Below are 12,602 nucleotides of genomic sequence, written 5' to 3'. Positions count from 1 at the left end.
CAGGCATAGCTTTGGTGTTTCTCTCATATATCTCAATCTTGGAAGGCCGGGAGCGGAGAAGCTCATCGAAATCGAAAGATTTCATGGAAGCAGTCGTCATAATCGGGCCATGGACGCAATAAGCTATTACTAGTCCAAAATCATGTACGAGTTGCGTCGCTTGTTTGCAACTGTGGCAGGCGGGTAGCGGCGAACCCTGACGACGAACAGCAGGAGGAAAGCAGCAGTAACGGTACGTCCATGTACAGGCGAAATACGATTGGGAGGGGATATTCAGTGGAGAAAGTGGACATTTTCAAGGACATTGCCGAACGAACCGGCGGGGATATTTACCTCGGCGTCGTTGGTGCAGTCCGCACAGGCAAATCAACCTTCATCAAGCGGTTCATGGAGACGGTTGTGCTGCCGAACATCACGAACGATGCCGATCGGGTGAGAGCTATCGATGAACTTCCGCAAAGTGCAGCAGGCAAGACGATTATGACAACAGAGCCTAAATTCGTGCCGAACCAAGCTGTACAGCTTCGTGTGGCCGAGGGGCTTGATGTGAATGTCAGACTCGTTGATTGCGTTGGATATGCGGTAGTTGGTGCGAAAGGCTATGAGGATGAGAACGGCCCTAGAATGATTACTACGCCGTGGTTCGAGGAGCCGATTCCATTCCAGGAAGCGGCAGAAATCGGAACGCGCAAAGTCATTCAAGAGCATTCCACGCTCGGTGTCGTCGTGACGACAGACGGTACAATTGCGGAAATTCCGCGCAGCTCGTATGTCGAGGCAGAAGAACGCGTTGTGAATGAGCTCAAAGAGGTCGGTAAGCCGTTCGTCCTCATTGTGAACTCCACACGGCCGAAGAGCGACGAGGCACTTGCGCTTCGCAGCGAACTTCAGGCTAAGTATGACATCCCGGTCATTACGCTTAGCGTAGCGACGATGGGAGAAGAAGAAGTCATGTCGGTGCTTCGTGAAGTGCTCTACGAGTTCCCGGTGCATGAAGTGAACGTGAATCTTCCAAGCTGGGTTATGGTGCTGAACGATAATCACTGGCTGCGCAGCAACTACGAGAATTCGGTTCGCGATACGGTCAAAGATATCCGCCGTCTGCGCGATGTGGACCGAGTCGTCTCGCAGTTCATGGAATACGAATTCATCGCACGTGCCGGACTAAGCGGCATGAACATGGGGCAAGGGGTCGCGGAAATCGACTTGTATGCGCCGGATGAATTGTATGACCAAATCTTGATGGAAGTCGTCGGGGTTGAAATTCGCGGCAAAGACCATCTGCTGCAGCTCATGCAGGAGTTCTCCCATGCGAAGCGGGAATATGACCGGTTTGCGGAAGCGCTCGAAATGGTCAAAACGACCGGTTACGGCATTGCCGCACCGACACTTGCCGAGATGGCGCTTGATGAGCCTGAGCTCATCCGCCAAGGCTCTCGTTTCGGTGTTCGCTTGAAGGCGACTGCGCCGTCCATCCATATGATTCGCGTGGATGTGGAGTCCGAGTTCGCTCCGATTATCGGTACGGAGAAACAAAGCGAGGAATTGGTCCGTTACTTGATGCAGGATTTCGAGAACGACCCAATCAAGATCTGGGAGTCCGACATCTTCGGTCGCTCGCTCCATTCCATCGTAAGAGAAGGCATCCAAGGCAAAATTGCGATGATGCCTGACAATGCGCGCTATAAACTTCAGGAAACGCTGGGCAGAATCATCAACGAAGGCTCCGGCGGTCTGATTGCCATAATCTTGTAAAGCGGAAGAGACACGCGAACACAGCGTGTCTCTTTTTTGTCGTTTTCAGGGGTATTTCGGTGTAAAAAGCATGAAAAACCTAGAGTAATCCTCGGAAAAACTTGTTAAGCCTCTTGAAATTCTATAGCCAACTGTATTACTATAAATCTGTTCATGGTTCAGTATGCAGGATTTGCACATAACGGAATTTCTTTGCACCAAGGCCTGCAGGTATATTTTCTGAGGTTTCGGTAAAACAGAATGATAATGATGTGCTTATGAACTGCCGTCAGGGGAGGTGAAAGAAATGAACAAAACGGAACTGATTGCGAAAGTAGCCGAATTGACTGACCTTTCCAAGAAAGATGCTTCCAAAGCGGTTGATGCCGTTTTTGATGCCATCTCCGACTCGCTGCAAGGCGGGGATAAAGTGCAATTGGTGGGATTTGGTAACTTCGAGGTGAAAAGCCGCGAAGCCCGTAAAGGTCGCAACCCGCAAACGGGTGAAGAGATCGACATCCCGGCAAGCAAAATCCCGTCTTTCAAAGCGGGTAAATCACTTAAAGATCTTGTCTCCAAATAAGAAACGGTTCAGACCGTTGATGACGTCCGGGTGCTAGCTGCATCCGGACGTTTTTCGTCTCTCAAGACAGATTCCGTTTCTATTGACAAGGGGAGTTAATTCCAGTAGACTTTTTCTTGCGGTTCTAGGGTTCGCCCGGATTCGTTGGAGAGAAGTCGAACATAACACGCCATAGCTGCTGTCCTGAGCACGACGTTCGGGAGGCAGTTTTTTAACAGATACGGTTTAAGGGTGGAATTGACCATTAGGAGGCGGTATTCATGGAAGACAAGAATGGGGAATATATCGTCATTAAAGCGAAGTCCCAAGGCGTACAAGTCATCGGACTGACTCGCGGTCAAGATACGAAGTTTCATCACACGGAGAAGCTAGATAAAGGAGAAATCCTCATCTGCCAGTTTACGGACCACACGTCAGCGATCAAAATTCGCGGCAAAGCAACTGTGCTGACCAAGTACGGTACCGTCGATACAGAGGATTAAACCGAAAAGCAGGCATAGCCTGCTTTTTTAGTTTGTACACTAGAGTAGCAGGACATTCTGTGCGCGAGAGGCGGATGGTAGATGTCGCATTACAAGAGGCTGCTCTATGCGTGTGCGGTAACAGCAGCTGTTACCGTATTACTGACAATTCTCCCGTTAACGGATTCACGAATGAAGCAAGCCAAAGGCGATATTTCGGTCTTTCACCCCGTCCCGATTAAGCGCTTGAGCGCAGGGGTGATCGTAGATTCTATGCTTGGTCTTCATCTTGGACTCGACGTTAAACGGGTGGCATGGAAAGGATCGGTGCTGTCGGTCGATTTATCTACGGAGCATTATGGGAATGCTGTAGAGGAGTGGATGAGCGATTTGCAGCGACTATTGGAATTTGCATTTGTACATACGGATAATGTGAGCCGTGTCTTAGTCCGCTTCGTTACGCCTATGCAGGCGGAGAATGACGATGAGATTCCCGTTAACAGATTGCTTGCTGCGGTCGATGTCAGGAGGAGTGATACCTGGCTGTCCACAGAACTGTCAAACTTAAGCGCCGCAGAACCATTTACGGACGAAATTTGGAGGCAGCGCCTGCGTTTGTCTATATCCCAGTTGTAGCGAAACGCCACACATAGTGCTATAATTATTTAGATTATTAACAGATGATTGGTTTGGGGCAACCTTTGGTTGGCACAGCATTTATCTACAGATGATTGGTTTGGGTGGACCTATGGTCAACTCTGCATTTATCTAATTGAGATGATTGGTTGAGGCAGCAGTCGGTTGAATCAGCTGTCATCTAAGTTTTGTCCGGAGGCTAGGCCAAATGAAACCATATAAGATACCTGAGATCGCAAAAAAGTACCTTGAATACGATATGATTCAAATGCATACCGAGCTGCCCGATTTTCCCGATTCGAGGATCAGGCTGCTCTTCGCATTTTTGGCCAATCAACGCACGCCGCTGTTCCACAGTGAGCTCTATTCGCTTGTCACTTCCTTGGTACAGATGGGGATGGATACGCATGATCTCATCGATTCTGACAGCGGTCGCCTGCAAGAACGTGAGATGCGATCACGTCAGTTGAAGGTGCTCGCAGGGGATTACTACAGCAGCCGATTCTACCAGCTGTTGTCGCAAGCGGGACAGGTGGATATGATTCGCCGAATTAGCAGCGGTGTTTCCGAGGTCAATAAGCTGAAGGTAAACTTATACCTCAGAATGAAGCAGCTGAAGCTGACGGCAGAAGAATATCTGGTCCACTGCGTTCAGCTGAAGACAGAGCTATTCCAAGCTTTCACAGACAGTATGGATGAGAAACTGACACGTGCCTGGACGGAACTGCTTCAAGGTTTCGGACGTTGCGAGGTCGTAATGGACGAGCTGATTCGCAGCGAGAAGCCAGAGCGATTCAGCGGCAGCTGGGCATACTGGCATGTGTGGAATAATGGAACCGACGAAGAGAAACGTAAGTTATCCGATCTTTCCACTGAGCCGTCTTACGCACAGTCTTTGATCGCAAAATATGATATTCGCACACAATTGGCCGAGAAGCTGAAACAATCTGCTCTGCATGTACAATCGGTCGTTTCGTGTCTTGATTCCGATAAGCTCGTCCGCGAGTTGATGGGCATCGCAGAAACGTTTACGCGTCCTCTTGTACCTGCGGTATCGGCCCAAGGCGAGAGAAGGTAAGGTGACTACCATGCAATCCAAATCTAAGGAACAGCATGTGCATGCCGTATTTGAAAGCATTGCACCAACGTACGACCTCATGAATGATTTAATCAGCTTCCGTCGACATAAGGCGTGGAGAAAATTCACGATGCGCAAGATGAATGTAAAGCCCGGTAATACGGCAATCGATTTGTGCTGCGGCACATGCGATTGGACCATTGCGCTTGCGAAGGCAAGTGAAAGCGGCGAAGTGGTAGGGCTTGATTTCAGCGCAGGCATGCTTGAAGTAGGGAAGAAGAAAGTGAAGAGTGAGGGGCTTGATCGTCAAATCTCACTCGTGCAAGGCAATGCGATGGAGCTGCCATTCGAGGATAATCGTTTCGATTTCGCAACAATTGGTTTCGGACTTCGCAACGTACCTGATTTGGAACAAGTGCTTCGCGAAATGATGCGAGTGGTGAAGCCCGGCGGACAAGTGGTTTGCCTGGAGATGTCCAAACCTACCTGGCAGCCGTTCAAAGCGATCTATTATTTCTACTTCGAGCGTGTCATGCCTGCGATCGGGAAGATGGTCGCCAAGCGATACGAGCAGTACAAATGGCTGCCGGAGTCGCTTAAAGCATTTCCGGACTCGAAGCAGCTTGCAGCGAAATACCGTGAAATCGGCCTTCAGCATGTTCGTGTATTTCCGTTAGCAGGCGGAGTCGCGGCATTACACATGGGGACGAAGGGAACGGACAACGCATGATTCGCAAATTCCGAATAATTTTAGAAATGATTAAGTTTGAACATACCATTTTCGCATTACCGTTTGCTTTCATGGGCGCACTGCTTGGTGCGATAATCATGGAGAATCGGTACCCGGAATGGAGTGAAATTGGCTGGATCATACTGGCAATGGTTGGGGCCAGGAGCGCCGCAATGGGGCTGAACCGCGTCATAGACCGTGTTATCGATGCCAAGAATCCACGTACCGCGAAACGGGCTATCCCGGCAGGCTTGCTGCGTGCAGGTGAAGTCGGTTTGTTCATCGCGGTGTCCTTTATTGTATTATTCATTGCTGCTTCGCAGCTTGATCCCATCTGTATGAAATTGATGCCGATTGCGGTATTCATGCTTGTGCTTTATTCGTATACAAAACGTTTTACATGGCTTTGTCATGTCGTGCTTGGACTGACAATCGGTCTTGCACCGCTTGGCGGCTGGGTTGCCATTGCGGGACATTTCGAGCTGTCGGCTTGGGTGCTCTATGCAACCGTAGCTTGCTGGCTTGCCGGCTTCGATATCATATATGCTTGCCAAGATTTCGAATTTGACCGTAAGGAAGGCGTGCATTCGATTCCATCGCGGTTTGGTATGGTCGGAGCATTACGGCTATCGCGCGGGTTTCATCTGTTAACGAGTATCGGATTCATTTCATTATATTGGTTAACTCCGCTTAGCTGGCTATATCTGATTGGTGCCATTATCTCCGTAGGCATGCTGTGCTACGAGCATATTCTGGTTAAGCCGAATGATATGAGCCGTGTGCAAACCGCATTCTTTACCATGAACGGAACACTGAGTGTTGTATTGTTTATCAGTGCGCTGCTCGATTTGGTGGTGCTTCACAAGTGGTAGAGCGAACTGCCGAAGTAACGCGCAAGAGTATGGTTGTCGGTATTACAGGAGCGAGCGGCGCGATCTACGGGATCAGGCTAATCAGCAGCCTTCTGGAAGGCGGGCTGAACGTACATCTTGTCGTAACGGAAGCAGGCTGGCGGGTTCTGAAAGAGGAGCTTGGCTGGGACACGACGAAACGTCAGCAGGCGCTTGCCGCAGTGTTTCCAGAGACGATGGAAGCGGGGAGATTGATTCTGCATCCCAATGCGGATATCGGCGCCTCGATTGCAAGCGGCTCTTACCGAGTAGACGGCATGATCATCATGCCGTGTTCGATGGGGACATTGGCTTCAATCGCACATGGCATTTCAGATGATTTGATGACACGTGCTGCGGATGTTATGCTGAAGGAAGGACGCAAGCTGATCCTTGTCCCTCGCGAGACGCCGCTGCATGCCATTCATCTGGAGAACATGCTGACGCTGGCTCGGCTTGGCGTTAAGCTGATTCCGGCGATGCCGGCTTTCTATCATGGACCGCAAACAATTGACGATATGATCAATTTTCTAGTCGGGAAAGTGCTTGATCAGCTTCCGCTGGATCATGATTTGTACAGAAGATGGGGAGATGAACAGCATGGGGTTAAATCGCCCGATTACAGTCGGTCGCATTGACTATGCGAACGTTTGGCCTATTTTTCATTATGCGGAGCAGCAATTGCCGCAGGAACGGTTCCGCATTGAGAAGCGTGTCCCGGCTGCATTGAATAAAGCGCTTCGGCAGGGTGAGATCGACATAACCTCGATGTCCTCGTACGCATATGCGGAAAATGCCAGTGAATACTTGCTGCTGCCGAATTTATCGGTTAGTGCAAGGGGGCGCGTCAATTCGATTCTGCTGTTTCTAAAGAAACCGCTCGAAGAGGTGCTCCAAGGACGGATCGCGATGACGGCAACGTCTGCAACCTCCGTTAATTTGCTCAAAATTCTAATGAAGCTTTATTATAAAGCTGAACCTTCATATATAACGATGGAGCCTAACCTTGACACCATGCTGGAGGAAGCGGATGCTGCACTTCTCATCGGGGATACAGCCATCCACGCTTCGTGGGCGAATAAGGAAAGGGGCATGGCTGTTATCGATTTGGGAGAGCTGTGGCGCAATTGGACAGGTTACGGTATGACTTTCGCGCTCGTGGCGGTCCGCAAAGAAATTGCAGCAGCAGACCCGGAGGCGGTTTCGACTGTTCTGCAGGCGTTGACGGCAAGCAAGGACAGAAGTCTCAGCGACCTGCAGCCCCTGATCGATAAAGCCTGCACATTGTTAGGCGGGGAAGCAACCTATTGGAAACGATATTTCAAAGAGCTGCACTATAACTTCGGAACGGACGAGCAGGCAGGTTTATCGTTGTATTTTGACTATGCGCATCAATTAGGATTGTTGTCGCATGAGGTTCAAATGCAATTTTTCTTAGACCAATCTGCCCTCAAGGTGAACAAATGAAACTACTTGATATCTACGCCAAAATGAAAAGCGATTTAGATGCAATCGAAAGTCAGCTGGCGCGCAGCGTTACTTCCGAACATACGCTGCTCACGGATACATCGACGCATCTGCTCAAAGCAGGCGGCAAGCGGATACGTCCGGTGTTTGTGCTGCTTGCCGGTAAGTTTGGCACATACCGACTGGATGTGCTCCAGAGAATTGCGGTACCGCTTGAACTCATTCATATGGCTTCTCTCGTGCATGATGATGTGATTGATAATGCCGAAACCCGTCGCGGTCAGCTTACGGTTAAATCCAAATGGGATAACCGAATTGCGATGTACACCGGCGATTATATTTACGGCAAAGCGCTTACGATCGTAACCGAGCTTGAGAACCCTCAAATTCATCAGATCTTATCCAAAGCCATGGTGCAGATGTGTATTGGGGAGATGGAGCAAATCCGTGACTTCTTCAATACCGAGCAATCGGTGCGCAACTACTTGCTTCGTATCCGGCGCAAGACGGCACTGTTAATTGCAATCAGCTGTCAGCTTGGCGCATTAGCGGCAGGAGCGGATCGTAAGACGGCTAATTGTCTGTATCGGTTTGGCTATAATGTAGGCATGACTTTCCAAATTCGTGACGATCTGCTCGACTTGCTTGGCACCGAGAAACAGATCGGCAAACCGCCGGGTTCCGACATAAAACAAGGCAATATGACGCTTCCGGTACTGCTCGCGATGCAAGAGCCATCCATTAAAGATGACTTACTTGTAGAGATAAATAAAATCCGCGAGTCGAATGGAGCAGGTGAAACGAAAAAAGCGTTGAACATAATACGTAAGAGCGCCGGAATTCACACTGCGGATGCCATGGCGACAAGATATATGAATAAAGCGATTGAAGCTCTAAAGGAGCTGCCGAACATTACGGCGAAGAAAAATTTGACGGATATTGCGCATTTTATTGCAAAACGAAACTACTAAAGCGTTTGGGAGGGAATTCAGATGGAAAGAACATTTCTAATGGTAAAGCCAGATGGCGTACAACGCGGTTTGATCGGTGAAATCGTATCACGTTTTGAACGTAAGGGGCTAAAGCTCGTTGGAGCCAAATTCATGATGATCACGCCTGAACTGGCTGAACGTCATTATGCAGAGCACATCGGAAAGCCCTTTTATCCGCCGCTTGTAGCCTTTGTGACGTCAGGTCCGGTATTTGCTATGGTTTGGCAAGGGGATAATGTCATCGGACTTACACGGGCGATGATCGGCAAGACGAATGCGCTTGAAGCAGCACCGGGAACGATTCGTTCTGATTATGCAGTACATACGAATTTCAATCTGATTCATGGATCGGATTCGCCTGAGAGTGCGGCACGTGAGATCGGCATTTTCTTCGCTCCGCATGAAATGGTGGACTACAACCAAACGATTCAGCAGTGGATTTAACTAACTTACGGACAAGCAATTCAACAGTGGATTTTAACATCAGGCGGCCAAGTGTCTGCGACATCGGGGGAAAACATGGTGGAGGACAAGGACTTTACGCTTTTCATCAAGAAAATCAAGGAAAAAACAGCTATTGATCTTTCCCAGTACAAAGAAGCGCAGATGAAGCGGCGTTTGACGACGCTTAGGCAGAAGTACGGCTTCAATACATTTGCAGCCTACTGGGATGGCCTTGAGAAGGATAAGAAGCTAATGAACGAATTTCTCGATCGGATGACCATCAATGTGTCGGAGTTTTGGCGTAATCCGAGCCGTTGGGAAGCCATGGAGAAGAAGTTTTTACCCGAAATCGTGAAGAGTAATCCACGTGTCAAAATTTGGAGCGCAGCTTGTTCGACAGGCGAAGAGCCCTATACACTGTCCATGATTTTGGCAGAGCTCGGCGCGCAGGATAAGTCATCGATCCTTGCAACCGATCTGGATAACATTGTTTTGCAGAAGGCGGCACAAGGCATTTATCAGGATCGTTCGATCCGCGAGGTTCCACGCACTTATATGAGTAAATATTTTACGAAGCAAGATGAAGATAATGTTGCTGTAGTCAATCAGCTCAAGCGAAATATTACCTTTAAACAGCAGAATTTGCTTCATGACACCTTTGACACCGGATTCGATGTAATCGTATGCCGCAATGTCATGATCTACTTCACGGAAGAAGCCAAACATCTGCTCTATCATAAATTCTCGAAAGCGCTTAAGCCCGGCGGGCTGCTGTTTGTAGGCAGCACGGAGCAAATTTTCTCGCCTGCCCAATATGATTTCGATTCGGTAGAAACTTTCTTTTACCGCAAACGCGCATAGTCGGGTATATCGTTTTCCATCTTCTCCAATACTAAAGCTATAAATAGTTTGGCTTATTGGAGGCGCAGCATGGATAAACGTAAGGTTATTTCGGCGTATAAGCGTGGATTCATCACGATCCAGGAATGCGCCCAAATTCTCGGCATTGATACGAGGCAAATGAACGGTCTCATGAATGATCCGCAATTGAATGACGAACCGGATCGTCTGCGTGGACCTCAATCCGTGAATAGTTAGTTTATTAGAGCTGGAAGGCTGCCCTTGTCACATCTTCTTCGGGAGGTGTGCGGGGCAGCTTTTTTATTGTGGAGCCTTCCTAACAGTCGGCGTTCATTTCCTTGTCAAACCGGCAACGCTATACTATAATGAGCAAAGATATTTGGCAGAAATACATAAACCGGAATATACGTTTGCGGGTGTTCAGAATGAGGGAGGGCTTTACCGTGAGTTTACGTTATTTGACAGCAGGAGAGACACATGGTCCACAGTTGACAGCAATAATTGAGGGGCTTCCGAGCAATTTGCAGCTTGATTTTCAGGAGCTTAACTTCCAATTGCACCGTAGGCAGAAGGGGCATGGCCGTGGCCGCCGTATGCAAATCGAGAAAGATACCGCTAACATTGTCGGCGGCGTTCGTCATGGTAAAACAACGGGAGCGCCTGTAGCATTGATTGTGGAGAATAATGACTGGAAGCACTGGACATCGGTTATGAACATCGAGCCGATCGAAGGCAGTGACGAAGAGAAACGCCGCGTTCATCGCCCGCGTCCCGGACATGCGGATTTGAACGGTGGACTTAAATACAATTTGAAGGATCTGCGCAATGTACTTGAGCGCTCCAGTGCCCGTGAAACGGCAGCACGTGTAGCGGTTGGGGCAGTTGCCCGCCAATTCCTTGCTGCATTCGGCATTAAAGTAGGCGGACAAGTGATTCGAATCGGTGAAATTGAAGCGCCTGCGAATCAGCTTCCGCTGGACGAATTAGTCCGGTTGACTGAGGAGTCTCCCGTACGTGTCGTTGACAAGGAAACCGAAGAGAAAATGACTGCTTATATCGATCAAATCAAAGCTGAAGGCGATTCCATCGGCGGAATTGTGGAATGTATCGTGGAAGGCGTGCCGATCGGACTTGGCAGCCACGTGCAGTACGACCGCAAGCTTGACGGACGGATCGCTCAAGCGGTGATGTCGATCAATGCCTTCAAAGGCTGCGAAATCGGTATTGGTTTCGAAGCCGGAACAATCCGCGGCTCGCAAGTGCATGATGAAATCATGTACTCGGAAGAACGCGGCTATTACAGAGCGACTAACCGTCTCGGTGGATTTGAAGGCGGGATGACAAACGGCGAACAAATCGTCGTGCGCGGCGTAATGAAACCAATCCCGACCTTATATAAACCGCTGCAAAGCGTAGATATCGATACAAGAGAGCCATTCACTGCACAAGTAGAACGCTCTGACAGCTGCGCCGTGCCGGCAGCAAGCGTTGTCATGGAGCATGTTGTGGCATGGGAAGTAGCCAGAGCGTTTCTGGAGAAATTCGGCGGCGACTCCATGGAAGAAATTACGGCGAATTACAACAACTACTTGGCGCAGTTGAGGAACTACTAATGAGCGGCGCTCATCGTGAACTGACCGTCGAGCTAGGCGAGCGTTCCTACCCGATCTATATCGGGGAAGGCGTGTTGGATGAAGCAGGTAACCTGTTTACCGAGCGCGGCATCAGCAAGAAGTCGCCCCTTATGATTATTACAGATACGAATGTCGTCGCTGAGGAGCATTTGGGTCATCTGACAAATGTGCTTTCTACAGCAGGCTTTACGGTTGTAACAGCTGTTGTTCCGGCGGGAGAGGGTTCCAAATCCCTCACTCAATTGGAAAGATTGATTGGGATTGCACTGGAGCATGGCCTTGACCGCAAATCGACAATTGTTGCACTGGGAGGCGGCGTGGTCGGTGATCTTGCCGGCTTCGTAGCAGCTTCTTTCATGCGCGGCATTAAATTTGTACAGGTTCCGACGACGATCCTTGCACATGACAGCAGTGTCGGCGGAAAGGTCGCGGTCAACCACCCGCTTGCGAAGAATATTATCGGTGCTTTTCATCAACCTGAGCTAGTGCTGTATGATTTGAAAACACTGCAAACCTTGCCTGAACGCGAAGTAAAGGCGGGTTTGTCGGAAGTTGTGAAGCATGGGTTGATTTGGGATGCATCTTTCGTAACTTGGTGTGACGAGAATGCAGATAAGCTGACTGCACTTGATCCCGATGCGCTTGGCTATGCGCTCTACAAAGGCTGCAGCGTCAAAGCGGCAGTCGTCTCAAGGGATGAGCGAGAGAACGATCTTCGCGCGATCCTTAATCTAGGGCATACCATTGGTCATGCGCTTGAGGCAGTCGCTGGCTACGGAGAGCTTTTACACGGTGAAGCGATAGCGATCGGTATGGTTGGGGCTGCAAAGCTTGCGGTTCGCCTGGGGGCTTCTGAAGAGGTCTACACGGTGACCAAGCATGTACTGCAACGAGTAGGTTTGCCGGTGCGACTGCCTGCACATTTAGAGACAGATGAAATCATGCGTGCGATGATGCATGATAAGAAGTTCCAAGAAGGTACGATGGTCTATATCGTGCCAACTGCAATTGGCGTCGTGGAAATCAACAAATCGGTTTCTACCTCTCTCATTCGGGAGATCGTGGAACAATTGAAACAGGAGGCCATCTAGA

The 12,602-nt window shown here is 49.4% G+C and carries 15 protein-coding genes; all 15 read left to right on the top strand.

The window, feature by feature from the left end:
- Nucleotides 1–276: 276 nt before the first annotated feature.
- The 15 genes from spoIVA (at nt 277) to aroB (ending at nt 12,601) form a co-directional block, all read left to right on the top strand.
- Nucleotides 277–1,755, top strand: coding sequence for a stage IV sporulation protein A (gene spoIVA, locus AC0YN4_RS06915; protein ID WP_475779386.1), 1,479 nt, complete (start codon nt 277–279; stop codon nt 1,753–1,755).
- 286 nt (nt 1,756–2,041) lie between these two features.
- The gene (locus AC0YN4_RS06910) at nt 2,042–2,317 is read left to right on the top strand and encodes an HU family DNA-binding protein (RefSeq protein ID WP_090976740.1); all 276 of its coding nucleotides are present in this window, start codon (nt 2,042–2,044) and stop codon (nt 2,315–2,317) included.
- 260 nt (nt 2,318–2,577) lie between these two features.
- Nucleotides 2,578–2,799 carry a trp RNA-binding attenuation protein MtrB gene (gene mtrB, locus AC0YN4_RS06905; protein WP_090976739.1) on the top strand — a complete coding sequence of 74 codons (222 nt, stop codon included), beginning with the start codon at nt 2,578–2,580 and terminating at the stop codon, nt 2,797–2,799.
- An 81-nt stretch (nt 2,800–2,880) separates the two neighbouring features.
- Entirely contained in the window at nt 2,881–3,414 is a 534-nt protein-coding gene (locus AC0YN4_RS06900) for a hypothetical protein (protein ID WP_475779387.1), read from the top strand.
- A gap of 208 nt (nt 3,415–3,622) precedes the next feature.
- Entirely contained in the window at nt 3,623–4,492 is an 870-nt protein-coding gene (locus AC0YN4_RS06895) for a heptaprenyl diphosphate synthase component 1 (protein ID WP_475779388.1), read from the top strand.
- A 10-nt stretch (nt 4,493–4,502) separates the two neighbouring features.
- The gene (locus tag AC0YN4_RS06890; protein WP_475779389.1) at nt 4,503–5,222 is read left to right on the top strand and encodes a demethylmenaquinone methyltransferase; all 720 of its coding nucleotides are present in this window, start codon (nt 4,503–4,505) and stop codon (nt 5,220–5,222) included.
- Nucleotides 5,219–6,094 carry a UbiA-like polyprenyltransferase gene (locus tag AC0YN4_RS06885; RefSeq protein WP_475779390.1) on the top strand — a complete coding sequence of 292 codons (876 nt, stop codon included), beginning with the start codon at nt 5,219–5,221 and terminating at the stop codon, nt 6,092–6,094. The genes AC0YN4_RS06890 and AC0YN4_RS06885 overlap by 4 nt, the downstream gene beginning before the upstream one ends.
- A gap of 29 nt (nt 6,095–6,123) precedes the next feature.
- Nucleotides 6,124–6,750 carry a UbiX family flavin prenyltransferase gene (locus AC0YN4_RS06880; protein ID WP_475780082.1) on the top strand — a complete coding sequence of 209 codons (627 nt, stop codon included), beginning with the start codon at nt 6,124–6,126 and terminating at the stop codon, nt 6,748–6,750.
- A complete protein-coding gene (locus AC0YN4_RS06875; RefSeq protein ID WP_475835438.1) occupies nt 6,713–7,579 on the top strand; it encodes a menaquinone biosynthesis protein in 867 nt (288 codons plus the stop codon). The genes AC0YN4_RS06880 and AC0YN4_RS06875 overlap by 38 nt, the downstream gene beginning before the upstream one ends.
- Entirely contained in the window at nt 7,576–8,550 is a 975-nt protein-coding gene (hepT, locus tag AC0YN4_RS06870; protein WP_475779392.1) for a heptaprenyl diphosphate synthase component II, read from the top strand. Before AC0YN4_RS06875 ends, hepT begins: the two co-directional genes overlap by 4 nt.
- A gap of 21 nt (nt 8,551–8,571) precedes the next feature.
- The gene (gene ndk / locus AC0YN4_RS06865; RefSeq protein ID WP_090976725.1) at nt 8,572–9,015 is read left to right on the top strand and encodes a nucleoside-diphosphate kinase; all 444 of its coding nucleotides are present in this window, start codon (nt 8,572–8,574) and stop codon (nt 9,013–9,015) included.
- 78 nt (nt 9,016–9,093) lie between these two features.
- Nucleotides 9,094–9,876, top strand: a complete 783-nt coding sequence (locus AC0YN4_RS06860; RefSeq protein WP_475780083.1) for a CheR family methyltransferase — start codon at nt 9,094–9,096, stop codon at nt 9,874–9,876.
- Between the two features lie 69 nt (nt 9,877–9,945).
- Nucleotides 9,946–10,113 (top strand): hypothetical protein, encoded by a 168-nt coding sequence (locus AC0YN4_RS06855; protein ID WP_475779393.1) that lies wholly within the window; start codon nt 9,946–9,948, stop codon nt 10,111–10,113.
- Between the two features lie 206 nt (nt 10,114–10,319).
- On the top strand, nt 10,320–11,489 hold the full coding sequence (aroC, locus tag AC0YN4_RS06850; RefSeq protein WP_091218993.1) for a chorismate synthase: 1,170 nt from the start codon (nt 10,320–10,322) through the stop codon (nt 11,487–11,489).
- Nucleotides 11,489–12,601 (top strand): 3-dehydroquinate synthase, encoded by a 1,113-nt coding sequence (aroB, locus tag AC0YN4_RS06845; protein WP_475779394.1) that lies wholly within the window; start codon nt 11,489–11,491, stop codon nt 12,599–12,601. The genes aroC and aroB overlap by 1 nt, the downstream gene beginning before the upstream one ends.
- Nucleotide 12,602 lies beyond the last annotated feature (1 nt).

Source organism: Paenibacillus sp. J22R3 (assembly GCF_056269305.1).
Note: the sequence above shows the minus strand (reverse complement) of the source record. Positions and strands in the feature narration are given on the sequence as shown.